This window comes from Patescibacteria group bacterium (assembly GCA_041665345.1).
Lineage (GTDB): Bacteria > Patescibacteriota > Patescibacteriia > PEXW01 > PEXW01 > JBAYJA01.
The window spans coordinates 44,992-67,999 of record JBAYJA010000003.1 but is presented as its reverse complement, the minus strand read 5'-3'; the positions used below and the strand labels follow the sequence as shown (position 1 = coordinate 67,999).

The 23,008-nt window shown below is 48.9% G+C and carries 24 protein-coding genes; 15 read left to right on the top strand and 9 right to left on the bottom strand.

Annotation, left to right across the window (positions count from 1 at the left end; genetic code table 11):
* From WCV85_05095 to WCV85_05070, 6 genes are all read left to right on the top strand, one after another.
* Window positions 1–357 carry a topoisomerase DNA-binding C4 zinc finger domain-containing protein gene (locus WCV85_05095; GenBank protein ID MFA6474231.1) on the top strand — a complete coding sequence of 119 codons (357 nt, stop codon included), beginning with the start codon at window positions 1–3 and terminating at the stop codon, window positions 355–357.
* 3 nt (window positions 358–360) lie between these two features.
* The gene (locus WCV85_05090) at window positions 361–1,476 is read left to right on the top strand and encodes a restriction endonuclease (GenBank protein MFA6474230.1); all 1,116 of its coding nucleotides are present in this window, start codon (window positions 361–363) and stop codon (window positions 1,474–1,476) included.
* A 64-nt stretch (window positions 1,477–1,540) separates the two neighbouring features.
* Entirely contained in the window at window positions 1,541–1,939 is a 399-nt protein-coding gene (locus tag WCV85_05085; protein ID MFA6474229.1) for a hypothetical protein, read from the top strand.
* A gap of 4 nt (window positions 1,940–1,943) precedes the next feature.
* Entirely contained in the window at window positions 1,944–3,122 is a 1,179-nt protein-coding gene (locus tag WCV85_05080) for a hypothetical protein (GenBank protein MFA6474228.1), read from the top strand.
* Entirely contained in the window at window positions 3,097–4,236 is a 1,140-nt protein-coding gene (locus WCV85_05075; GenBank protein MFA6474227.1) for an SEC-C metal-binding domain-containing protein, read from the top strand. The genes WCV85_05080 and WCV85_05075 overlap by 26 nt, the downstream gene beginning before the upstream one ends.
* Window positions 4,237–4,376: 140 nt before the next feature.
* On the top strand, window positions 4,377–5,063 hold the full coding sequence (locus tag WCV85_05070; protein ID MFA6474226.1) for a methyltransferase: 687 nt from the start codon (window positions 4,377–4,379) through the stop codon (window positions 5,061–5,063).
* Window positions 5,064–5,189: 126 nt separating this feature from the next.
* Here WCV85_05070 and WCV85_05065 read toward each other — a convergent pair whose 3' ends face one another.
* Window positions 5,190–5,603, bottom strand: a complete 414-nt coding sequence (locus WCV85_05065) for an NUDIX domain-containing protein (protein MFA6474225.1) — start codon at window positions 5,601–5,603, stop codon at window positions 5,190–5,192.
* 131 nt (window positions 5,604–5,734) lie between these two features.
* Window positions 5,735–6,277 (bottom strand): NUDIX domain-containing protein, encoded by a 543-nt coding sequence (locus WCV85_05060; GenBank protein MFA6474224.1) that lies wholly within the window; start codon window positions 6,275–6,277, stop codon window positions 5,735–5,737.
* A gap of 110 nt (window positions 6,278–6,387) precedes the next feature.
* Here WCV85_05060 and tsaD point away from each other — a divergent pair, with 110 nt between their 5' ends.
* Both tsaD and WCV85_05050 read left to right on the top strand, forming a co-directional pair.
* Window positions 6,388–7,443 carry a tRNA (adenosine(37)-N6)-threonylcarbamoyltransferase complex transferase subunit TsaD gene (gene tsaD, locus WCV85_05055; GenBank protein MFA6474223.1) on the top strand — a complete coding sequence of 352 codons (1,056 nt, stop codon included), beginning with the start codon at window positions 6,388–6,390 and terminating at the stop codon, window positions 7,441–7,443.
* A gap of 172 nt (window positions 7,444–7,615) precedes the next feature.
* Window positions 7,616–8,071 (top strand): hypothetical protein, encoded by a 456-nt coding sequence (locus tag WCV85_05050; protein MFA6474222.1) that lies wholly within the window; start codon window positions 7,616–7,618, stop codon window positions 8,069–8,071.
* A gap of 98 nt (window positions 8,072–8,169) precedes the next feature.
* Here WCV85_05050 and WCV85_05045 read toward each other — a convergent pair whose 3' ends face one another.
* From WCV85_05045 to WCV85_05035, 3 genes are all read right to left on the bottom strand, one after another.
* Window positions 8,170–8,760 carry a hypothetical protein gene (locus tag WCV85_05045; GenBank protein MFA6474221.1) on the bottom strand — a complete coding sequence of 197 codons (591 nt, stop codon included), beginning with the start codon at window positions 8,758–8,760 and terminating at the stop codon, window positions 8,170–8,172.
* 58 nt (window positions 8,761–8,818) lie between these two features.
* Window positions 8,819–10,189, bottom strand: a complete 1,371-nt coding sequence (locus tag WCV85_05040) for a radical SAM protein (protein MFA6474220.1) — start codon at window positions 10,187–10,189, stop codon at window positions 8,819–8,821.
* Window positions 10,190–10,302: 113 nt separating this feature from the next.
* Window positions 10,303–10,665 carry a hypothetical protein gene (locus WCV85_05035; protein MFA6474219.1) on the bottom strand — a complete coding sequence of 121 codons (363 nt, stop codon included), beginning with the start codon at window positions 10,663–10,665 and terminating at the stop codon, window positions 10,303–10,305.
* Between the two features lie 605 nt (window positions 10,666–11,270).
* Here WCV85_05035 and WCV85_05030 point away from each other — a divergent pair.
* The gene (locus WCV85_05030; GenBank protein MFA6474218.1) at window positions 11,271–13,820 is read left to right on the top strand and encodes a valine--tRNA ligase; all 2,550 of its coding nucleotides are present in this window, start codon (window positions 11,271–11,273) and stop codon (window positions 13,818–13,820) included.
* Between the two features lie 391 nt (window positions 13,821–14,211).
* Here WCV85_05030 and WCV85_05025 read toward each other — a convergent pair whose 3' ends face one another.
* From WCV85_05025 to WCV85_05010, 4 genes are all read right to left on the bottom strand, one after another.
* Window positions 14,212–14,538, bottom strand: coding sequence for a hypothetical protein (locus WCV85_05025; protein ID MFA6474217.1), 327 nt, complete (start codon window positions 14,536–14,538; stop codon window positions 14,212–14,214).
* Window positions 14,539–14,634: 96 nt separating this feature from the next.
* The gene (locus tag WCV85_05020) at window positions 14,635–16,317 is read right to left on the bottom strand and encodes a GspE/PulE family protein (protein MFA6474216.1); all 1,683 of its coding nucleotides are present in this window, start codon (window positions 16,315–16,317) and stop codon (window positions 14,635–14,637) included.
* A gap of 106 nt (window positions 16,318–16,423) precedes the next feature.
* Window positions 16,424–16,867: a hypothetical protein gene (locus WCV85_05015; protein ID MFA6474215.1), complete on the bottom strand. Its 444-nt coding sequence runs from the start codon at window positions 16,865–16,867 to the stop codon at window positions 16,424–16,426.
* A gap of 230 nt (window positions 16,868–17,097) precedes the next feature.
* Window positions 17,098–18,240, bottom strand: a complete 1,143-nt coding sequence (locus WCV85_05010; GenBank protein ID MFA6474214.1) for a DHH family phosphoesterase — start codon at window positions 18,238–18,240, stop codon at window positions 17,098–17,100.
* Window positions 18,241–18,401: 161 nt separating this feature from the next.
* Here WCV85_05010 and WCV85_05005 point away from each other — a divergent pair, with 161 nt between their 5' ends.
* The 6 genes from WCV85_05005 (at window position 18,402) to WCV85_04980 (ending at window position 22,959) form a co-directional block, all read left to right on the top strand.
* Window positions 18,402–19,100 carry a carboxypeptidase-like regulatory domain-containing protein gene (locus tag WCV85_05005; GenBank protein MFA6474213.1) on the top strand — a complete coding sequence of 233 codons (699 nt, stop codon included), beginning with the start codon at window positions 18,402–18,404 and terminating at the stop codon, window positions 19,098–19,100.
* A 121-nt stretch (window positions 19,101–19,221) separates the two neighbouring features.
* Window positions 19,222–19,938, top strand: coding sequence for a carboxypeptidase-like regulatory domain-containing protein (locus WCV85_05000; protein MFA6474212.1), 717 nt, complete (start codon window positions 19,222–19,224; stop codon window positions 19,936–19,938).
* Between the two features lie 133 nt (window positions 19,939–20,071).
* Window positions 20,072–20,602, top strand: a complete 531-nt coding sequence (locus WCV85_04995) for a hypothetical protein (GenBank protein ID MFA6474211.1) — start codon at window positions 20,072–20,074, stop codon at window positions 20,600–20,602.
* A gap of 49 nt (window positions 20,603–20,651) precedes the next feature.
* A complete protein-coding gene (locus tag WCV85_04990) occupies window positions 20,652–21,362 on the top strand; it encodes a carboxypeptidase regulatory-like domain-containing protein (protein ID MFA6474210.1) in 711 nt (236 codons plus the stop codon).
* Between the two features lie 252 nt (window positions 21,363–21,614).
* A complete protein-coding gene (locus WCV85_04985; GenBank protein MFA6474209.1) occupies window positions 21,615–22,154 on the top strand; it encodes a hypothetical protein in 540 nt (179 codons plus the stop codon).
* Window positions 22,155–22,281: 127 nt separating this feature from the next.
* Window positions 22,282–22,959, top strand: coding sequence for a hypothetical protein (locus WCV85_04980; protein MFA6474208.1), 678 nt, complete (start codon window positions 22,282–22,284; stop codon window positions 22,957–22,959).
* Window positions 22,960–23,008: the final 49 nt, after the last annotated feature.

Here is a 23,008-nt window from a genome sequence, read left to right as displayed (position 1 = left end):
ATGTACGTATTTTGGGCAATTGTAGCCATAATTATAATTTGGAGTGTTGTTAAACATTTCGTTGACAAACATCGTCAAAAGCTTCGAGATCAAGCTGCTTTTGAGGTTGCTGGTAATTTAGACACAGCCACTTTAGTTTCAGAAATTGTTCAACTCGGGCCATCTATCATGCCGGACGAGGTCAATGAAAAAGTTAAGGGCAGAGGATTTATTCATCAAATGCTGCTTGAGAAAAATGATAACCGACTAAAATGCCCAAATGACGGAGGTACGTTGATACCAAGAAGCGGGCGGTATGGTGCATTTTGGGGATGCGCTAATTACCCATCATGCAGCTATACAAAAAATAAACTATAATTTATGGGATATTTTGAAGAAAAGAAAAACGAACTTAATAACATTCTTAGGTTAATCGCCTCAGAAAAATCATCCTACGAACTATATTTAAAATCTGAAAAACAAGAACGTAATGTCGGTATTGCATGGTATAAAAAACTTGAAGAGGGTGTGCATCAAATGGCTCGAGAACGCCAACAGGGATTTCCATGGCTAGCAAATGCTTATAAAGAGTTATTTAAAGCCCGTGACGCAGCCCAGTCTGATTACTTAAGAAGAAAAAAACATCCCGCAATCCAAGCCAGTGAGGTTGTGAAAGAACAGTCAAGATTACGACGTGAAGCAGAGAAAGAAGCTCGTATCGCAAAGTACATAATTGAATACTATGAATCGATAGCTCCTTTTCTTGTTGATTTAAAAGAAGAGGTTGATGTTCCAACTGAAGAGGATCGGAAAATGTTCGCGGAGTACTCTGATGAAGAAAAGGTAGATCAGGTTACTCAATATCTCTCAAAGGAAGAATACCGTAAACTCCCAAGTGTTGAACGGAATCAAATGGCTCTGGATCGATTTTGGAAACGCCCAAAATCATCCTGGTTAATTGGTAGGATTTATGAACGGTACATTGGATTTCTATTTGAAGCAGAGGGATATGATGTTGAGTATGTGGGTATACTAAAAGGCTTCGAGGATCTAGGGCGCGATTTGATCTGTCGAAAAGGTAAAGACTTTATAATTGTGCAATGTAAAAATTGGGCACAATTTAGAACTATATATGAAAAACACATTTTTCAATTTTTTGGCACGGTTTTCCAATACAAAGATAAAAATCCAGATAAAAAAGTTCGTGCGATTTTCTACACTGCAACTAAGCTTTCCGATCTCGCTCGCCGTTTTGCATCTGAGCTTCATATCGAATTAAAAGAAAACTTACCATTAGATAAACAATACCCCTGTATTAAGTGCAACATTTCAAAGGTAGATAGTACAAAGATATATCATCTTCCTTTCGACCAGCAATACGATAAAACTAAAATAGAAACACGAAAGGGTGAGTTCTATTGCGCTACTGTCGAAGAGGCTGAAGACAAAGGCTTTAGGAGGGCCTTTAAGTATCGCGGGGGTAAGAAGGCTAGCTAGAAACCCGTTTATAGGTCCAGAGTTGGTCACAGAACGCTGTTTTGAGGGTATAATTAGGTTAGATATGCCTACTCACAAACAGCGCAACGTAGCCCGTATTTTATCCGAAAATCCCCGAAAATCGGTCTCTGCTGCTATGCGCCAAGGGGGTTACAGTGACCGATCTGCCGAAAAGCCTCAGGAGCTTACGAAGAGTAAGGGTTGGCAGGAGTTGATGACCGAAAGCTTGCCCGATGAGAAACTTTTACAAGTTCATTTAGGTCTACTGGATAACCCTGATTGGCGAGCGCGCGCTAATGGGCTAGATAAGGCTTACAAATTACGCGACTTGTACAAATCCTCCGTCTTGCACAATGGGTTCTTGGAAGGTCTAAGCCTTGAAGAACTAGATGAAAAACTAGCAGAACTAGAACCAATTTTGGAGCGTGCAAAATTATATAGAAAAAGGAAAACAACTACGTAATTCTATGGACAAAGCACAGGGGCCAGATGGAAGAAAATATATCATCAACCACGGGAAAAGGTTCCTAATCCCTGACTCCATTACACGAAATGCATTGGGGCTTAAGGTTGATGACTTTACACAAAAGACTCAAGAAGAGCTGGATATATTGCAAGATGGTAGGAGCCTAGTGGACATAAAAAATGTTCGTCTTATTAAATCCATTAGCAATCCTACTGACGTATTCGCGGTTCTCCCTTTCCCAGAATTGCACAAAAGGCACGTCCCTAATCCACTTACCTTTAATGCTCTAGGTTTGTCATGGGAAAAAATTGAAGGTATTACACAAAGTGAGTTTGATGCTATTCCAACACAACCCGCTCTTGTTTCTTTTGAGAACTGGGAAACAGATGTTCAGGACGCAGTAAAGGAGTTGTTGCCCAAAAGTGGCCCCAAGAAAGCAGTAATTAAGTTTGGTGTATTTGGCCCAATTATCAAACGTACTCAAATTAAGGACTATCTTTCTTATGGGGATATAACTGCAGATGGAATCAAAGATGAGTTTACCCACACATCCTTTCAATTAGGAGAGTTTTTTCAAAGGCAAGTGACTGACTTAACTGTGGAAATACTTGATCGATATGTCGAGGCCACGACAATTGAAACGCACCAAGGTATCGTCTCCGCTCATCCAGAAATTTCGAAATACCTTGTGGATCCCTTGGTTTCTGCAAAGAGAAACTTTTGCCTGGGTGACTACCTCTCTTGCATCGCTGTTTGTGGTGTTGTTGGAGAAATGTTAGCAATTTTTCTTTGGAAAACAAGCAGTGTGACTTTTAAAAATCATCCGATCACCGAAGAGGAGGAGGCTTTGCTTTTCCAGAGGACTTTTGAGAGGTTGATGCACGAAAGAAGATTAGGTGTATTAAAGGCATTCAATCGTATCCCACCAGAGCAGCAAAAAAAGTTTTCAGACATCCAGGGCGTTCGTCGTTCTTACCTACACTTCTGGGCACGTAAACCCAGAAATGAAAAGGCAGATGCCCTTCTTGTTTTTCGATCGGCAATGTCATTGTTCAAGCAAATTGTGGGGGTCAAATTACACGATGCAGGAAGCATAGATCTACCTCCCGCACTTCAAAAATATCTTGTAGACAACAGTGCTAAATTAGTACCGAATGACAAAAAAAATTGGTCGGAATGATCCATGCCATTGTGGCAGTGGGAAGAAGTATAAAAAATGTCATCATGATGCTGATAACAATCCTCCGACTCCTGAGGATTTTCAGGCTGTTAAAAAATACATTCTTGACATGCAGGCTGAGCAATCACGACTTCAAGCACAAGGGTACTTTCTCCCACACGTACAAAGTATTTTTCAAGGTAAACGAGTTAGAGCAGTTGGTTCAAGATTGTTCCACTCTCTTCCAATAGAACAAACTTTTCATGAGTTTCTGATAGATATTCTCGCAGTTACTTTAGGACGGGCATGGATAAAGGATCAGCTACAATTACCTTCTGTGCAGCAACACTTTATTACTCAATGTTACATACATTTCCAAGCATGGAAACAAAAGAATGCTACTGCTCAAAATTCTGAAAATAAAAAATGGAGCGCAATTCCTGATGGTTGGAGCAGGTCTCTATTGTCTTTAGCTTTTGATATTTACTGCCTTCAGCATCGTGCCAAACTTCCCGTACGTTTGTTGAATAGATTGAAAGACCAAAATCAATACCAGGGCGCACGCTATGAAGTAGCAATCGCGTCTTTATTTACTCAACTTGGATTCACCATTGAGTTTCTTGATAGGAGCAAGCCACAAACGAGACATTGCGAGTTCATAGCAACCCATCAAGAGAGAGGAATAAGAGTCGCTGTAGAAGCGAAGAGTCGTCATAGACCTGGTGTTATCCATACACCTGGAGTAATGCATGAAGAGCAGTTAATCCGTGGAGATGTTGGTAGGTTAATCAAATCCGCAATGACGCAAAATCCAGGTGACATGCCATTTATGATCTTTATTGATATTAACTGCATTTTAACGCCTGGATTAAATTTCCCCGATAAGCCCTGGTTTATGGATATCCGAAACAATGTTGAAGAATTGGGCGAACATGATGAAAAAAATCCCGCAAGCGAGAATGCCTTATATATAACTAATTTTTCATTTCACTACCAAACTGATAAAGAGGCTGACCCAGCAGAGCATGTAGCAATTATCGAGCGCTTTACTAAGCACCCTTTGCCCGACATGGAAATATACAATCTACTACACAATGGGCTCACACATTATGGGCAGGTGCCAAATTTAGAGTAGCCTGCTGTTGCTCGGAAAATTGACCACTATATAACTCGTTGAAACTAACAAGACTTACAATAAGCTGATTCCAGCCTTTTCCTATAAGGGCTACCAGATTCAAACTTCGAGCAGTCTCTGGATTATTATTCTTTTTGAATATGGACTACCCAGAATGGTCAAAAAAAGTAGAGCAACAATTTGCAAAAATGCGGAAGCACGCCACGCCTTATGAAGTGGAAATTTTTGGAAAAAAGATTTTGGTGCTCCCTGAAGTTTTTTCCCCCAAATACTTTACAGATAGTGCGTATTTCGCAAACGTAATCCCAAAACTTGTTCAGAAACAAAAATTGCTGGAGATTGGGACTGGAACGGGCATCGTTGCGGTCTTTGCTGCGTTACATGGTGCAACGGTAACTGCCACCGATATCAATCCAGCCGCTGTCCAAAACTGTTTACTCAATGCTCAGAGATTTGCCGTACAAATGGACGTAAGGGAAAGTAATTTATTTGCTGCCTTCCGGAATGAAGAAAAGTTTGACTTCATTTTCTGGAATCACCCTTTTAACCGGGCGGAGTCGCCGGTTACGGACATTCTTCTGCAATCAGGCTTTGATGAGAACTACAACGCACTGCAACAATTCTTGAAGGAAGCACCAGCTTTTCTTACAGCATCAGGAGTTGTGCTCATTGGAACGAGTGCGTATGCGCGTTTGGACGAAATTGAAAACCATGCGAAGCGACTTGGCTACAGCATACGAATTGTTGATACAAAGGGAATGCTCATGGCAGAGGGAGAAAAAGATCTCACAGTACATAGGGTATACGCCTGCACCCCAAAAAAGTGAGGGTGAGATGTCTTACACTATAGCGATCCCTGATGTCACTTATAAGAATACCCAACCTAGTAAGTACTATACTTTCCCTATAGAAAACGGGAGCCAAGCGGCTCCCGTGTATTTTTAGTCTCAGTCCTACAGCACGCCTTCTGCAACCAATTTCGGTACCACGTGCTTGGCCAATACCGACCCCAGCACAATGCCGTGGTCAGCATACGCCCGGTCAATCCACATGTACTCCTTAATTTCCGAGTGGGGAGTAGGTTCGCCTTCGACCTCCGCGTAGTACACATCCATGTGCAATGGAATATTTTCAAATACTGCCGTTTCGTCAAAACTCCCAAACAGCCGCATGCCACGCAGGGTAACGCCTAACTCTTCCATAAGTTCCCTCGTCAACGTTTCCTGGTGCGACTCATCTCCTTCCTTGCGACCACCGGGAATAATAAACTCCGACCGATTGTCCGCGGTCTTCTTCCGCACCACCAGCAACCGTTTGTCCTTGGTGATAATGCCGCCGACTTTTTGGATAATTGATGGCTGGGTCATATGTTTACCATTCGCGAAAGTAGTGTTCTTGCTCAAGCCTACCTCTGCCGGTGATCTGGAGTCAATGCAAAAAATACTCTTGGGTAAAAAAATCCCAATCCTTGGTGGATTGGGATTGATGTAGGTTTGCCTTAAAGAGCGAGTCGATTTGCGGACATTTTTTTCTGCTCAGCGGCCAAAAAGCGTGGGGTGAGCACTGATCGATCCGCAAGGATGATTGCCCGCGCAGAACCCCTGCGAATGTGTTCCATTGGGGTGCGCAGGATCTCATCAATAGTCATCCATGCACTATCCACATGCTCCGAACTCAGGACAATAACAAACGGCGGGAGTACTTCCACAATTGCAAAATGTACTTTCCGTACCAGGCCGGCGGCAAAGGATCCGTCAATGGCGTAGGGGACTTCGTACGAAAAAATTTCCTGCACCACGCGTGTAACCTTCAGGCCGGTTTCTTCGAAGGTCTCTCGGATATACGTTTGCAGCGGATTCATTTCCGTTGGCTGTGCGACGCCGCCGGGACATTCAAACTGATCCTTATCCCGATCAGCAGTAGGCGAACGCTTGAGGAGCAAGTACTCAAAGGTGGGGCACAGGCCTTCCTGGTGTCGCACGTGGGGGATTATTGCTCGGAAGACAGGCGGAATACTGTTGGGCAATGCAATGTTGGTCACGCAAACTCCTTCCTGGATTTTTTAGGTACAATGTTCTGAAAAGAGCGTACGTGCTTGCTCACCTTTGGTCAAGTTGTGCGCAGCAGAAACGCCTATGCTACGCTACGAGCATGCATATTCTTGGAATTGAGACGAGCTGCGACGACACCTCCATAGCTGTGGTGGATGTGGGGCGAACCGGCTTTGCCGTGCAGAGCATGGTCACCGCCTCCCAAGTGCTCACGCATCAAAAGACTGGTGGGGTGGTGCCCGAAGTTGCCGCACGTGAGCATGCAGCAACCATTATGCCCACACTGATGGAAGCCCTCCGTCGCGCCCGAAAATCATTAGCTGCTATAGACGCAATTGCCGTCACCTCTGGACCAGGTTTGTCTACCGCATTACTCGTGGGCGTGGAGACCGCCCGCACGCTGGCTTTTGCCACTGGGAAAACCCTCATTGGCGTAAACCACATTGCCGGGCACGTGGCCAGTGCGTGGCTGGGTCCAATTGTTCCCAAACTTCCTGCCTTAGCATTGGTGGTTTCGGGTGGGCATACAGAACTTTTGTGGATTGCACCAACCAAAAATACAGCCACGCGTTTGCCTCAGGGCATCCACGGGTGGGGGAAAGTGAGCCTCATTGGCTGCACGCGGGATGACGCGGCCGGCGAAGCGTTTGATAAAACGGCGAAGATGTTGGGACTCCCATACCCCGGCGGCCCAGCGCTGAGCAAACTTGCCGAGCGTGGAAAACCAAATATCGATCTGCCCAGACCAATGCTCCATGAGGCGAACGCGGAATTCAGCTTTGCGGGTTTGAAAACTGCCGTGCGCCGGTACCTGGAGCTCCACCCGAAACTCACTCTGCAGCAGCGCGCGAACTTGGCCGCGTCTGTGCAACAGGCAATTGTGGATGTGCTGGTTGGCAAAACCGTACGCGAAGTAAAGACGCGGAAACCCGCCAGCGTCATTCTGGGTGGTGGCGTGGCAGCGAATGCGCCACTTCGAAGCGCGCTTGGCAAAGCATTGCTGCCCGAGCATACCCCGCTGCACGTAGCTCCGCTTGCCTACACCATGGACAACGGCGCCATGATCGCCGTGGCTGGTGCCTTCAGCCTGGCTGCTGGCCACCGCACACCGTGGGATAAGATTGAAGTTGACCCCATGTGGGAGTTGGGACGGTAGTTGCAGGATGAGTGGTTTAGGTTTGGATGGAGGTATAGATGGAGGGTGAGGTGAGGGTTTGGGCACACGGAAAAAAGCATAACCTCACAAAGAGGGTGGGGTAGTATTGACATATTTTAAGGTAGACGATACAGTCATCCATTAACCGATCTTTCCCAAAGGAGAATAGTGAATGGCAATCGATGTTAAACGTCTAGCTGAGCTCACTAATATTATTGCAGACGCACAGCAGGAAATGCAGTGGGGTGGGTGGCAAACGCGCTACTACGAAGGAGTGACAGCCGTCATTCCCAAACAGCTGCTTGTCATTACCCTTCGGCGCTTCTATGTGGGCGAACATGGCAAGCACAACGCATTGCTGAAAGACTACCGTGGGCCACTTATCCCCTGTCCGTACCGTGACTTGGACCCAAAGGTGCATTGGCACGTTTACCAGTTGACGGTCGATGATCCGGCCTACCGCTGGAATAGCCGAAAGGTTTGCGACGTGTACATCACACCAAACGATACTGAGCTCTTTGCACAAATAGGGTTGGTGTTTACCCAAGCCACTCAGAAAGCCAACTACCCGTTGAAAGTAACCTGCGATCCACTGGGGGCTTGCGTCAAGCATCTCCAGTCGCTGTAACCCAGCTATCAGCAATCGATGGAACTCCTGTCGATTGCTTTTTTATTTGCTGCTGGCTCTATGTGGGAACTGGGGAGATAAACAAACGGCGATCAATTTTACATTTCTAATTGTACAAACCCTTCCTTGGTGGCGGTCTTCAGATATCCAACGTATGTTTTCAGCACTGGGGTTTTGAAAGGCAAGGAAGTTTCTGGCTCAGAAAATGTAATTGTTGTTGTATAGAGCTTGTGGCTAATGCGTTTTTTTGCCACACATGAATCAATATCTCCAGAAAGGATACTTTTTTGCAGTTTTTCACAAGCATCAAAAACTGCGTCACTGAATACTTCCATATTTTTTATTAGCACGACGCGCTCGTGAAGATCGCCGAGTTTTTCAACAGCCTTCAAAAACAGCTTTTCATTACCGCTTTCCAGAATAATTACCTGTGCGTTCGTATTGAACTGGCTTTCATTGGTGATAAATGCGATTTTTGATTCCTCGCCTTTCACCTGCTCTACAAAGTTATCCTTGGCCATGGGATATGCTGTAAGGAAAAGTATCTTTGACCCCCGCAAAAATAAATCAGCAACCAGCGTTACCGTGAATTGTGAACCGCCTTGCTTTTCTCTGTAATGCACCAGGCAAGGAAGGTCATTCTCGTGAAAATGGAATTCCTCGTTATTGAACAGAATTTTGTAGGCCATAAGAAATTGAGGTTGATCCCATGTGGGAATGAAGGCGCTACACAAACCATCAGGCGTTTTACACTTCAAATGGTTCGTTTGCTTCTGGTTGCGGTGCACCCAACCGTACCTCCAGTCGGCGGAGAACTGATTCGTAGAAATCTTTTGGAATAGAGCCAGGTTTATTCCCAAGCATAAGCTCGCCCTCGGTCTTCGCGTAGCACGGCTGCGTGAGGGTAATTTTCCCACTCTCCACAAGCTGCTCTCGCTTCTTGTAGCCAACACTGTGCTTCCACACCTCAGCAAGATTTTCCTTGCGGATATCGTTGCTGTATCGGAAAACGTAACTTTCGTTGCCTGGGCATGCCTGCACCCGTCCGTCTTTCCGTATGAACATACCATTAATGAATTGATTGCATGCATACCCCGCATAGGGAGAAACACTTTCCTGTTTCACGTCATCAAGCGTCATAATGCCCTCACGTACCATCCATTCGTAAATGCTGGCATACAGATCAACAAGCCTGCGTTCTTTAAAATCAGTGTCAGTCACTTCCGGTTGCTCCTGCCCTTTCCCACTCACCATAGTTGGCGCTACAACCGTGGGAATATTTCTCTTCGCTCCCCACTGGTAAATAGCAAGGACCTCGTCAATATTATCCCGGAGCACCGGCGCGCAAATGAGTGCCATCCGCTGCAACTGGGGGTTACTGTTCATACCTGCTTCCGTTGCATTTTCTAGGCCTCGATTCCGCTTCTCACTGAAGTCTTGAATGGTGGAACCAATGCGCGCTTGCTCTACGTCAGGAGAAGCAGAGGTAAACCCAACCAATAATCGCGCGGTACTATACGATGCAATTTTATTGCACAACTCGCTTGCGGACAGGTGAAAATTCTTTTCAGCTAATGTATCGTCACCCAGGATAACTCCTTTGGTAAAAATAGAAATGGTAATACCCTCCTGTTCGAAGTAGTCCAGAATCTCAAAAAGCTTTGGGTTGTGGAGCAGTTCGCCGGGTCCCAAAAATTTTACCGTTTCGAGCCCCAGTGCTTTCGCGCGCTCGACCACGCCCTTCACCTCGTCGAATGTCATGAGCGGGTTATTGGTGTCTGTTTTGCATTCAAAGCAGTGCTTGCAACGAATATCACACTTGTACTCTTTTTCCGCGCGCTCGCTTAGTGATTCCGCCGGTCCACTATTGACGCGCTCAATGTACTCCTCCTCACTAATACTCAAATCCAGGGTGAGGAGTTTGTAGGTACCATCAGCATTCTTCTCTTTCATTTTCTCCAAAGAAAAAGCCCAGCCGTCTACCCACGGACGGTAACCAGGCGGGAATCCCTCAGGAAAAGTTTCGGGGATATTCGGCCATGCCTTTCGCGCCTCTTCATGCTCAGGAAGTGGCTGCACATCATCTTGATTTTCGAATTCAGGTGATATTTCACTCATACAAACATTGCAGTAAATGTGTATAAACTATTACATATTTAAAGGAGTTTAACAATCGACGAAATGCGGGAGTTGGGACGATAGAAAAACGCCTGACTCAGATGAGCAGGCGTTTACGGCGTTGGCCGATTTTCACGCGTCCGGGCTTTGAGGAGCGTATAGTATTCTGGGCACACTCCGTCTTTTTCGGTTTCGTACTGACACGCTGGGAGCGGGCAATGGTACATCACGTTCGTTGTGGGTTGGATAATAGTTTTGCGTTGACGACGTCTTCGTAGATAACGTACCTCCTGCACCGTCAAAAGTACCCCAGCAACTACCCCGACAACGATGCTGCTCCAGAGCAAAATATCAGCCGGCTTGGGTGTGATGATAAACACCATGGCGCCTGTAAGAAACCCAAGCATAGTAATATTCGTCAGCGCCACGATGAGTATGAGCACGTACCAAAGTATGCGAAAAAAATGAGCTTTCATAATTCCCTTTCCTGTGTGTTTCTGCACGTACCCTAATCTCTGCAGCGATTTTCGTCAACAAGAAAAACCCCACGAGGAGCGTGGGGTAATTGTCTACAGGGGAGACCGGTGCCGGTCTTCGATAGCATCGTAAGTAACGAGCCGACCATAGTCCTTAGAGCAGACTTTATCCTTCGGGAGGGTCTTTTCGGTATAGATCGCCTCACAGGAAGTACAACGGTAACGCAGAACCATAGCATCTTCACTTTCGTCTTGTAGTACCGACTTCCAACGTTGCATGCACTTCGTGAATATATCAGGCCGTGCCGCAAGCGACCCAATGAGTATGCCAAGGAGGAAAATGATTCCAAAGGTATTGGATAGGCTTAGTACAAACCTGGAAGCCACAAACCAAAAGATGAAGATCGTGCCCAGAACGACGCTAACCCAGAATCGAATGGGGTGCCTGGCACAAGCGGAAAGTATTTTCTTCAAGCTGGCTCCTTTCTATCAGTGAGCAATGTCTTGTTTTTCTAACCCTATCGCGCACACCTGGAGTAGTCAACAACCCTTGAAAAACCCGCGTATCCAGCGTAGGCTTGGCTTTCCTGGTACAATACCTACATATGGCCAACGAAGCGTACAATCCGCTGGGCGTGGAAGAGCTTATCTACAAGCGCTGGGAAGCGTCTGGGTATTTCAATCCCGACAATTTGCTTGGGAAGCGTACCAAATCTTTTTCCATTGCCATGCCGCCGTCCAATGTGACTGGTGAATTGCACCTGGGACATGCTGAGGGCTTCACCATCCAAGACGCCCTGACGCGCTTCCACCGCATGCTCGGCGAACGCGCACTCTGGTTGCCAGGCACCGACCACGCCGGCATTTCCACGCAGATTATGGTGGAACGCCTGCTGCAGAAAGAGGGCATCAGCCGGCACGAAATTGGTCGGGAAAAATTCCTGAAGCACGTGTGGCGGTGGAAGCAGAAGTACGGCACGCGCATAACGGACCAAACCCGGAAGATTGGCGCGTCGTGCGACTGGTCCCGCGAGCACTTCACCATGGATCCGGCGCTCACCCAGGCCGTACAAAAAGCGTTCATCCAACTCTTCAACGAGAAGCTTATCTACCGCGGTGAGCGGCTCATCAACTGGTGTAGCCGGTGCCAAACCGCGCTCTCGGATTTGGAAGTGAAGCACGTGCAGGAAGCAGGACACCTCTACTACATCACCTACGGTCCCTTCACCGTAGCCACCACCCGGCCGGAGACCAAAGTGGGAGATACCGCCTTGGCCGTGAACCCCAGCGACAAGCGCTACAAAAAATATATTGGCAAGCACGTGACGTTCACCACGGAGTCAGGTGACAAAACCTTGCCGGTCATTGGCGACAAGCTTGTTGACCCAAAATTTGGCACGGGCGTGGTGAAAGTCACCCCAGCGCACGACCCCGCAGACTGGGAAATGGGGGAGCGGCACAAGCTGCCCATTGTCCAGGTGATTGGCGAGGATAACCGCATGACCACCCACGCGGGACACTATGCGCTGCTGCTCATTTCCGAAGCGCGAGACCGGATTGTGGCTGACCTGCAGGCCAAAGGCTTGCTGCAGAAAGTGGAGCCATACACTTCCAATGTGCCGCACTGCGACCGGTGCGGTTCGGTGGTCCAACCTTTGGTGTCCAAGCAGTGGTTTTTGAAAATGCAATCTCTGGCCAAGCCCGCCATTGCCGCGGTGCGCAACGGAAAAATTACCATTCTCCCCAAGCGTTTTGAAAAAGTGTACTTCCACTGGATGACCAACATCCGGGACTGGTGCATTTCCCGCCAGCTATGGTGGGGCCACCAAATTCCCGTCTGGTACTGCCGAACCGAACAAGGGCAACCCAACACCTGTCCGCCCATTGCCGCCACGACCATGCCAGAACACTGCCCCAAGTGCAAAGGCATGCACTTCGTGCAAGACCAAGACACCTTGGACACCTGGTTCTCCTCGGGCTTGTGGACGTTCTCTACCCTGGGCTGGCCGACGAAGACTCCTGACCTGAAGCACTTCCACCCCACGTCGGTGATGGAAACCAGCTGGGACATTCTCTTCTTCTGGGTCGCACGCATGATCATGCTCTCCCTGAAGTTCACCAAGCAAATCCCATTCAAAACCGTGTACCTCCACGGCTTGGTGCTGGATAAGGACGGCAAAAAAATGTCCAAGTCCAAAGGCACGGGCATTGACCCCTTGCTCATGGGCGAGAAGTACGGTACAGATGCCGTCCGCTTGGCACTGACTCTGGGCACCACGGCTGGCCAAGACTTCCGCCTGTCCGAAGAGAAAATTGCCGGCTACCGGAACTTCATCAACAAGCTCTGGAACATTGGGAACTTTGTTCAGCGCCAAGAGGCGGCAAAGCTCGACACCCCCAAAACGCTGTCATTAGCAGACAAGTGGATAACCCAACGGCTGAACGCTTTGGTAGCCAACGTGACCAAAGACTTCCACGCCTTCCGCTTTTCCGAAGCCGGCCAAGCCCTGTACGACTTTGCCTGGCATGACCTGGCTGACTGGTACGTGGAAATCCAAAAGGTCCAGCCCAACACTGCGGTGCTCGTACACACTTTTGAGACGCTACTCACCCTTCTGCACCCGCTCACGCCTTTCATTACGGAAGCGCTGTGGGAACGCCGGCATGGAAAAGCTGACAAAGATTTACTCATGATCCAACCTTGGCCCAAGGCCAAAGCGAGTTCTGCTGCCGCGGCAAAGCAGTTTGAAACAATCCGAACTCTGGTCACGGAAATCCGGAATGTCCGCGCCAATCACAAAATCGCGCCGGCAACAACGCTCCCGTTGCAATTGGCTGGCGAAAGCCTGGCGGTGGTTCGTCAGGCGCAAGCAATTATTGAACGTCTGACACGGACGCAGGTCAACGTGGTGAAAAAGCTCAGCCAGAAAGCCCATGGCCATACTGGGGGATTGAGCTTCTGGTTGGAACTCCCGCAAGCAACCAAAGCATCGGTAGACAAAGAGGTTGCTCAGCTCCAGCAGTACATTTCGGCTTTGGAAAAGAAGCTAAGCAACGCCGCGTTCACCGCCCACGCTCCAGCTGCGGTTGTCGCAGGGGAGAAGCAGAAGCTGGCCGCGGCAAAGGAAAAATTGCAGCATATCCAGGGCGCATAATATCATTACCCTTGACAGAAGGAGGATTACCTGCTATTCTTCCGCAGCTTAGGTTTTCTTCCAAGGAGGTTCATTGCACTTTATTCTTTGTTCTTACCGAGCCCTTCGAAGTCTTTTCTACAGACCCCGGGCGCGGAAAATACTCCACGGATACACAAGGGATCTTGGAGAAAGAACTTTCTACCCCGCTACCCTTGAAGAATTGCACCTTTTGCTTCAAGCAGGAGGAAAAGCGGAGTATCTCAACCAAGATGAGGGTGATACCAGTTGGTCACACTGTGTGACCTATAAAGGACGTAGCTTCCTACATTCAACTGCCACCCCCATTCATTTTCATAAATAGCCAACACATGCGCGTTGGCTATTTTTTCACACAAATCTAGCTGAGACTTTACTCTTCTGGTTCAGATTTTTGCAGCTCTTCTAAATCATTCATCCGCAAACCATTATTCGTTACCTGTGCTGCAAAATCTGCGATACGTTTCGCTTCATGCTCGGGGAGCTTACTTCGAATACTCCCGAGAGTCATAATTGCTATTTGATTGTGCAGCATACGTCTTTCTGATTCTAATTTTGTGTAATGCTGAAGTGCTTCTTTTTGCACATTCGGACTAGGGGTTACTCTTCCAGAATCCGTCGTTTCAAGGCAAATCTTCACATACTGCTGGCAAATATTCAGCAACCGCTCTTCAACCGGTGAGCCGGGAGGCGGCGCCATGCCGGAAAAATTGTATTGAGCCCAGTATTTTTGAACTGGGGTTTGCTCCAGCTCTTGAGGGTGACCTCTTTCAGGACTTCTTCGCATAGAATTTTCTTATTCAGTAACTTTGAATACTTCATCCACCGTGGTTATGCCTTCCACGGCTTTCAGCAGCCCATCCTGCACCATGGTGACCATGCCGTGCTTTCGGCCAATTTCCCGCATTTCATATTCAGATACTTGGCTGGCCAGAATGACCTTTTCCACGTCTGCATTCATGGTGATGATTTCGTAAATCCCAATCTGCCCCTTGTACCCAATACCGTGGCATGTCTCACACCCCACAGCTTGGAAGAAATGGAGATTTTCCAAATCCACCTTCTCCCCACTGGCGGGCGGAATGGTTTGGAGCAGCTCTTTCACCCGTTGCAAGGTCTCAGCGTCCAAGGTCATTTCCTTTCGGCAGGTTTGGCACAGCCGGCGAACCAAACGCTGCGCCATGACCGCATTGAGTGCTGGGGCGAGTAAAAATGGCTTGACCCCCAAGGCCAGCAGGCGGGGGATTGCCCCGGCCGCATCGTTGGTGTGCAAGGTGCTGAGCACCAAGTGACCAGTGAGCGCCGCATTCACCGCAATGTCCGCAGTTTCGCCGTCCCGGATTTCACCCACCATGACCACGTCTGGGTCTTGGCGGAGAATGGACTTCAAGCCTTTCGCAAAGGTATACCCCTGCTCTTCATCCACCTGGCTCTGGTTAATCCCAGCCAAGTGATATTCAATTGGGTTCTCCATGGTAATGATGTTGCTCTCCGGCGTGTTGAGCAACGTGAGGAACGCGTACAGCGCCGTGGTTTTCCCAGACCCGGTGGGACCGGTGGTGAGGAGCATCCCGGTTGGCCGCTGAATTTGCTTTTCCACAATCTTCAGGGTGTTTTCCCGCATACCCAGGTCAGCCAACTTCAACCCCACGGACGAAGAGCGCAGTAAGCGCATCACGACGCTTTCGCCATACGCGGTTGGGAGGGTGGAAACACGCACGTCAATCGTCTCCTTCTCCAGGGCAATGGTAAAGCGACCGTCTTGGGGTTTGACCGTAATGTTGAGCTTCAGGTGACTGAGGAGTTTGATGCGGGAAATGACTTTCTTCCAGTCTGCAACGGGCAGGTGCGCAATGTCGTGCAGCACGCCGTCAATGCGATAACGAATTTTCACATCCTTCTCCTCCGCTTCAATGTGAATATCTGACGCGCGGCTAATAATTGCCCCGGCAATGAGCAGGGTAATGACCTGCGTCAGATTCACCTGTTTCAGCTTTGCGTCCACGTCCTGAATGGTGGTCAGCTCTTTTTCAAAAGTTGCAATATCTTGCGCGCTCACCTGTACGCCACTCACAAACTGCCGAATTTTTGGCACCGCCGCGTACAGCTGAATCGCCATGTCAAAACTGTGCTGCGAGATGACGTAGGGAATCACATTGGAGTGACGCTCACTCTGCAAGGCTTCCAACAACGCCAGCACGTGCTCGTTCATGGGGTCCACACAGCCAACCCGAATTTCGCCCCGCTGGGCAAAGAAAATAATCACCCGTAAATCTCGGGCAACGGTTTCGGGAATCAGAATGAGCACCTCTGGGCCAATGGGAAAACCCTTGAGGTTAATGTACCCCAAGCCCAGGCTCTGCGCGCTTTTGGCTGCCAGCTGCTCTTTCTCCTTCAGTTGAATTTCCGTCAGCTTGTCACGGAATTTCTCCTGCGCTTCTTCGGATGCAACCTGAATGTGCCCATGGTCTTCGTCCATGAGCCTAGTATAGCAGGGCGCATGAGAGATCGGCTACTACTTCGCCCAACACCTACACGTGGGTAAAAATATACCTCCGATCAAAAAATGACCGAAGGTATGAGGACTACTTGCGGACGACGACGCGGCACCGCTGAAGCCAAGGATCGTCAGGCCAGCGCCTAGACAACTGCACGCCATCCTCGTCAGCACGGACGAAGGCCCGACCCAAGAGGCCGTGAAGCTTCACCGCAGGACCAACAAGGGCGATACGGGGGTTCTTCGCCAACTGTTCGGGCGTATAGCGCCGACGGATGTACGTCTCCGCCTCGGCTCTAGAGGGCAGACGGCACTTCAATTTGGCCACCTTCGCCAATACCTCGTGGTCTGTGAACTTATGATCGAACCTAAGTTCACGGAAAACAACTGACTTCTTGCCGATTTGGGTCTCGTGATAGTCCTTGATAGTCACATCGCCAACGTAGGCGTAGCGACTTTCATTAATCTTCTTCCATTGAGGGTCGTCGTAGTCGACCTCCTCAATGGTGGATGTGGTCACGGGATTTTTCATGGTGTTATCTCCTTTAGGTTTTGCGATAACATTGCTAAGCATCCAGTATGGATGCGTCAATGCATCAGGTTTGTGAATGTACAACTAACAAAGTAGCGTATCATTACATTAGGATTTTGTTAATACGTACGGCCTACGATCCAAAAAACTTTCTCGTAAAATCAACAGCTCCGCATAAAGCCCACATTGTGAAAACCTATGTTCTACTATCAAATCAACAATTCTCAGAGTTAGCTGGCGCTCACTTTTGGCAACGACTCCAGAGCCAGCATCAGCTTCGTCTCGGCATCGGCAATGGTGCCGTCCACATGCCAGGACACCACATGCCCCATGGACGTGGGCTGCTGCTGGGCAAAGAGTTTGCCCGCATGAATAGTCCGGTGGGTTTGCACCAGCACGGTGACGCCACCGGCCGGGTCTTCGTACACCACGGCCATAATGCTCGCATCAGGGGTATTCACCATCAGCTCATCCAAAATGCCGGGGAGAGAGTCGGGATTGGCGCCTGCGCGTTCAAAGTCCGCGCGGTTCAGCACGGCCCACACCAGCCGGCCATCGTCGGACACGCGGAGACGGGCCAAGGCGCGGCCCCAGAGTTTCATGACGGCCAGCGACTTGGTCTGGAACAGGTTGCGAATAATTTCATCCCGCCGCGCGCCCACGGCCATCAGCGCAGATGCGACGGTCAACGCCTTGGGCGTAACCGTGGCAGTTTGGAAGCTCTTGGTCTTGGCAATGATACCAGCGAGCAGTGCGGTTGCCACATCCTCGGTAATCAGGCGCTCGTCCAGAGTTTTCAAAATGTCATACATCATTTCGCACACGGAGGTCGCCACCAGGTCCACCAGGTTCACCTGACCAAAGTGCTGATTGGCTGGGCTGTGGTCAATGTTGATGACCGGCGTGGCGTAGAAGAAGTCTGCGTTCTCTTCAAACAGCCGGCCCAGATCATCGTAGTCTTGGCAGTCCAGAGTAATGACGCAATCGTAGCTGGGTGGCATGGGCGCCAGCTGCACATCCTTTGATTCATACGCGCCGTGCTTGGGAGTCAAAAAAATGTTGAGCTTATCACCCACCACGTCGTAGCTCAATTCTGCCACCGGCGCCTTGGCAGTATCCACCGTAATCACAAACTTCCGCAGGCTATTCAGCTCTGAGGAAATGTCTCCGGTCTTGGGCAGAAAGGCGTGGGTGGCCGGGAGGGTGATATCCGTAGCCACAACCCGAACCTGCTTCCCTTGCTTGCTCAGGGCAGCGTGGAGCGCCACACCGGCTGCTACCGCATCGGTAGAAAGCACGCGCGGCAAGCACACCAGCACGCGCTGGGCTTTTTTCACAAGGTCTATGGTTTGCTGCAAGGGGGTGGATTCCATAAATGCACCTGGCGTAGCCAAGTCTTTGAAAGTACAAGATCCCAGCCAATGCGTCAAGGGCTGAGGTCTGGGGGGCTGGTTGGACGTTCATTGACTTCCCCTGTATCCAGGTTTAAGCTGGGGTGAATCAAAACGGAAAAACATCACACACGGAGGAAACAATGTTCATAAAACAACGAACAGTGAGCTACAAGATTACCGTCCTACTTACGCTCGTCCTGACCTGGGTGGTTGGCTACCAAACCACGTCTGCAGAAACCTATGGCACAATCACCGGAAAGGTCGTTCGCAAAGACAGGGGTGCAGCACCTCTTGCCCAGGTCACTGTCCGAGTAGACAGCACGGCGCTGGAAACCCAGACCGACTCCACTGGCTGGTACGTCCTTGACCACGTTCCACCAGGAATGCACAAGCTCACTGCGAAACTGGATGGCTTCATGCCAACCATTGTCCATACTTTCGAAGTCACGGCAAAGGTAATTCGGGTAGACATTGCCCTGGAAGATCCGTTGTCCAGACCACAAAGCTGGAATGACAGCACTGCAATTTTTGGGGTTATTGGTGGTCGTATCTTGTACTACCAAAGAAATCGGGCTATTGCATTTGCTATTGCAGAAATTGACGGCACCCCTATGGGCGCCCAGGCCAATGCCGACGGCGTGTACCAAATCCGTCGAGTGCCGCCCGGAATATACTCCCTACGAGGGAGTTTGACGGGATACTGCTCAGCGCACGCTACCAACGTCATTGTGCAGGCCGGGACTACCACTCAAGTTGAGTTCTTACTGGAGGACTCGGTTATGGAAACTGGGGTTACGGCAAACTCCGACAACCGAGCGCCGCTGCGCATTAGCGAGTAAACCGCACTTTGAAACCCCGCCTAGCACAAGCGGGGTTTTTATTATTATTGACGAATCTCCGCCTTGGGATTATGCTAGTCTGCATTAAAAGAAAAACTATTCTGTTGAACCGGAGGAATACATGTTCATTCAAAACCGAGTAACAAATGTTACGACTTCCGCGCTTGTTGCGTTCGCGCTGACTTGGGTATCTGGCTACCAACCTGCGGTCGCCGACACATTTGGCAAAATTAAGGGCAGGCTAATTAACAAAAGTACGAATGGGTCTGTGGCCTTTCCGCTCATGTGTATTGATGGAATGCAAATAAGTTGCCAGGCTAATTGCAGAGGTGAGTATGAATTTCCCAGCGTTGAGCCGGGGACGTACTCAATCACAGCACAATTGCAGGGCTGGCGAACAGCGCATATTCCAAACGTCGTTGTGTCACCCTATAACACCACTTACGTTGAAATTCGGCTTGAGGAAATTGTGGACGGAATGGTGGCGCACCTCCGTCCTCGCCTCATTGCAATGATTTTTGAGGAATTTTGGCCACTAGCAGTTCCTACTACGGAAAATGCTGGCGGAATCCAGGGCCGCTGTAGCAATGCTTGGGGTAGAGACAAAATCGAAGGTCTCACCGTGCAAATTGACGGCCAGGCATGTAGCGCAGTAACCGATTCGAGCGGCTGGTACGCTCTGGAAAACATACCGCCTGGAATCTACACAATTTACGCGTCTATGCCTGGGCTGCCCGGACTGCTGGTAAAAGGCGTGGAAGTTCGGGCGCAAAGAATGACCGTTGTGCAGTTCTCAACCGAGCGTTACCAAGAGGGCAGTGACGGTCCGTGCGACTAATACTAAAAAATGTAACTTTATTACCAACCCCGCCTAGCACAAGCGGGGTTTTCTTATTTGACGAATCTGTGTCTTGGGCTTAAGCTAGTCTGCATTGAAAGAAGCAGAAAATCTGTGCAAAGAGGAGGAACACATGCACATTAAAAAGCGAATAACGGACTTTCGGACTATCGTTTTCATTGCGTTCACGCTAACCTGGGCGACGAGTTTCCAGTTCGTATCTGCCGGCAGTATAGGCAGTAAAGTATCAGATGGGACGATCATCGCTGGCATTTCTCCGGAAACTGGCAAGCTGTTCTACGTACTCCCAGTTGATCTCCCTTCTACCATGGAATGGGAAGCAGCAATGTCCTACGCTACTCACTTCAACGGGTTAGATCATCTTGATGGATCCTTCCGCATCCCAGACGAAGTGCCTAGTGTAACTGTAGAATTCCGTCTTCCCACAAGATCCGAACTCAGAGTGATGTATGAAAACCGTGCCATTATTGGCGGTTTTAGTGATGCGGGAGAGTATGAACCCACCGGTCGGTACTGGTCATCGACACAGGACAACAATGACCCGACCTTTGCCTGGGCACATGTTTTTGATACCGAGGGGATTAATGAATGGGCATACAAAAGTGGTCATGGCCAGGCAGCGGTGCGCCTCATCCATGATTAAGAAGTATTTATTCGTCTAAAAACTGTTAAAACAGGAGGAAGACATGTTCATGCAAAAACGAATTGCAAACTTTGGAACGGAAATAATTATTGCGTTCGTACTAACCTGGATAATTGGCTATCAACCAGCTACCGCTACTGCCTTTGGCTCAATCACCGGCAAAGTCTACAACAAGCATGGTGGAGGTGGTGTACCCTACGCTATTGTGCAGATTGACAGAACGACACTGGGTTGCCAAGCAGATATCAATGGTACGTTTGAAATGCTCAATGTGCCGCCGGGGAGATACTCACTAACCGCACAACTGGCCGGTTGGTGCACGAAAAAAGTTCCGTACGTTATTGTAAAGCCTGATTCCACGACGCATGTCAAAATCCAGATGAATGAAGCAACAACCGATGGTGAAATACATTTCGGTTTTCGTCGAACCGCAGACATTGTAGGGTTTTGGCCTTTAGAAGGTACTGATTCAGATTCTGGAAGCTTTGGCAGTATCGAGGGTCTTTGCCAGGGTGCATTTGGGCGAGAACCACTCATTGGTCTCGTGATCCAAATCAACGACCAAGAATTCCGCGCGGAATCTGATTCCCTTGGCGGTTATATTCTGGCCAATATCCCTGCTGGGATCTACACGTTAACCGTGTATGAAAACGAAACGCAGTGGATTACAGTAAAGAATGTAAGGGTCCGAACTCAAAAAAAGACTATTGTTGATTTCTCACTTGAGTATGAGGAATACTCCGACGACCCGTGCAAATAGCACGTGTGCAACTCTCTCAACAACCCCGTCCTTCACCAGGCGGGGTTTTAATTTGACATGCTCTTTCTTGGGTGGTAACGTACCTGAAAATTAAAACCTTAAAAACTTGGAGGAGACGTGGAAAACATAAAAATTTCTACGAGAGCAAGGCTAGCTTGCGTGCTCGGAATCACTTCATGGGTGCTCCTTGGTGGAGCGACATTTCTTAGGTGGTACCCTGCTTGGAATTTCAATACGAATTTTACCTTTCTCATGTACGGCCTATTCCTGATACTGATTGCCGGAACCGCATTCACTGTGTACTTTGAAACGTGCTCTCGATTGAAAAGAGTGGTGGAGATTACCTGCTACGTGAATGCGGCGTTCTTGGTACTTTTTACACTTCTCCCTCTACTAGTCGTCATCCCGGCAGAAACTGGCGAACTACTTATTGAGAAAGACGGGAAAACGACGATTGTGAAGAGCACCTCTATCCTTTGGGTGCCAAGTTACACAGGAATATATTACGAACCGCATATCACCAGGGTAGAAGATGGTGATATTACCGTAACGTTCTCGCCAAAGCCAGGTGCCGCTCTACGCCTGCGCGAAACGTACCGTTCCTCAGAAGAATACTATACCGCATGCGAGCTTTCAACATTAAAACGCCTGCGCGATGCAAGGCTGCTGACGACGGATAGCTCAAGTGCGGCCTGTGTTTTCTGCGCCTTTGCAAATCTGTCTTGGAACACGAACGAAGAGCTTGTCCGAAACTCAGATATTGTAGTCACTTTCAAAACAACGCTCAAATAAGTACTACCCCGCCCTTCACCAGGCGGGGTTTTCTATATACCAATCATCACATTGACAACCCCTCATTACTGCGATAAGGTTGCCTGAAAAGAAATCGCCATCTAACAACCAAAAAATAGGAGTCTATATGGAAGGAACGCATCTTGCACGTTCTGCCAGAATTGCCTCGGTGATTACCTTGGTGCTGTGGCTAATGGCATTCTGTGGTGTGATGGGGAGCTGGTACCCAGAGTGGAATTGGCGAGCGCAAGTGTTCAGCACTCTAGCGGTCTTGCCTTCTATCATTTTCGCCATGTTCACACTTCTCCCGCTTCGAAGCGGCATGGGGAAAACGAGAAAAATCTTCAGCATCGCATGCTTTGTGAATATACCGTTGACGGTTTGCGTGCTCATACTTCCGCTTTTCATGGTGCTCCCACTGCACAAAGACAACCTACTGCTTCTGCAAAACGGTACGGCGCATGTGGTCCACGATGTTGAATTTCTATGGACACCCAGCACTGAAGGTACGCACTACACGGCAAAAACCGCCGCAGCCGAGGAGGTGCAGATCTTCGCAACCTTTACCCCGGAACCGGAAATGTTGCTGCTTGTGCACGAACTGTACGGGACTCCAGAAAACTACTACGCAGCTTGCCGAAATGAATTCTCTCGACGACTTCGGCTAGCGAAAACCAGCGCAAGTGATTCAACGGCACGCGAGTGCGTACAGTGCGCTTTCGTGAATACGTCTTGGAATACAGATGATACTGCGGTGAAGTACTCACATATCCAAGTTGCGTTTGAAAAGCAACGACGATTCTAATGCTCATGCCCCATCCAGATCTGGATGGGGCTCTTTTTTTACCCACCGG

Bases quoted from the DNA above. Each gene is read 5' to 3' on its own strand.
- WCV85_05095 (MFA6474231.1), top strand. From the start codon at position 1: ATGTACGTATTTTGGGCAATTGTAGCCATAATTATAATTTGGAGTGTT.
- WCV85_05090 (MFA6474230.1), top strand. From the start codon at position 361: ATGGGATATTTTGAAGAAAAGAAAAACGAACTTAATAACATTCTTAGG.
- WCV85_05085 (MFA6474229.1), top strand. From the start codon at position 1,541: ATGCCTACTCACAAACAGCGCAACGTAGCCCGTATTTTATCCGAAAAT.
- WCV85_05080 (MFA6474228.1), top strand. From the start codon at position 1,944: ATGGACAAAGCACAGGGGCCAGATGGAAGAAAATATATCATCAACCAC.
- WCV85_05075 (MFA6474227.1), top strand. From the start codon at position 3,097: ATGACAAAAAAAATTGGTCGGAATGATCCATGCCATTGTGGCAGTGGG.
- WCV85_05070 (MFA6474226.1), top strand. From the start codon at position 4,377: ATGGACTACCCAGAATGGTCAAAAAAAGTAGAGCAACAATTTGCAAAA.
- WCV85_05065 (MFA6474225.1), bottom strand. From the start codon at position 5,603: ATGACCCAGCCATCAATTATCCAAAAAGTCGGCGGCATTATCACCAAG.
- tsaD (MFA6474223.1), top strand. From the start codon at position 6,388: ATGCATATTCTTGGAATTGAGACGAGCTGCGACGACACCTCCATAGCT.
- WCV85_05050 (MFA6474222.1), top strand. From the start codon at position 7,616: ATGGCAATCGATGTTAAACGTCTAGCTGAGCTCACTAATATTATTGCA.
- WCV85_05045 (MFA6474221.1), bottom strand. From the start codon at position 8,760: ATGGCCTACAAAATTCTGTTCAATAACGAGGAATTCCATTTTCACGAG.
- WCV85_05040 (MFA6474220.1), bottom strand. From the start codon at position 10,189: ATGAGTGAAATATCACCTGAATTCGAAAATCAAGATGATGTGCAGCCA.
- WCV85_05035 (MFA6474219.1), bottom strand. From the start codon at position 10,665: ATGAAAGCTCATTTTTTTCGCATACTTTGGTACGTGCTCATACTCATC.
- WCV85_05030 (MFA6474218.1), top strand. From the start codon at position 11,271: ATGGCCAACGAAGCGTACAATCCGCTGGGCGTGGAAGAGCTTATCTAC.
- WCV85_05025 (MFA6474217.1), bottom strand. From the start codon at position 14,538: ATGGCGCCGCCTCCCGGCTCACCGGTTGAAGAGCGGTTGCTGAATATT.
- WCV85_05020 (MFA6474216.1), bottom strand. From the start codon at position 16,317: ATGGACGAAGACCATGGGCACATTCAGGTTGCATCCGAAGAAGCGCAG.
- WCV85_05015 (MFA6474215.1), bottom strand. From the start codon at position 16,867: ATGAAAAATCCCGTGACCACATCCACCATTGAGGAGGTCGACTACGAC.
- WCV85_05010 (MFA6474214.1), bottom strand. From the start codon at position 18,240: ATGGAATCCACCCCCTTGCAGCAAACCATAGACCTTGTGAAAAAAGCC.
- WCV85_05005 (MFA6474213.1), top strand. From the start codon at position 18,402: ATGTTCATAAAACAACGAACAGTGAGCTACAAGATTACCGTCCTACTT.
- WCV85_05000 (MFA6474212.1), top strand. From the start codon at position 19,222: ATGTTCATTCAAAACCGAGTAACAAATGTTACGACTTCCGCGCTTGTT.
- WCV85_04995 (MFA6474211.1), top strand. From the start codon at position 20,072: ATGCACATTAAAAAGCGAATAACGGACTTTCGGACTATCGTTTTCATT.
- WCV85_04990 (MFA6474210.1), top strand. From the start codon at position 20,652: ATGCAAAAACGAATTGCAAACTTTGGAACGGAAATAATTATTGCGTTC.
- WCV85_04985 (MFA6474209.1), top strand. From the start codon at position 21,615: ATGTACGGCCTATTCCTGATACTGATTGCCGGAACCGCATTCACTGTG.
- WCV85_04980 (MFA6474208.1), top strand. From the start codon at position 22,282: ATGGAAGGAACGCATCTTGCACGTTCTGCCAGAATTGCCTCGGTGATT.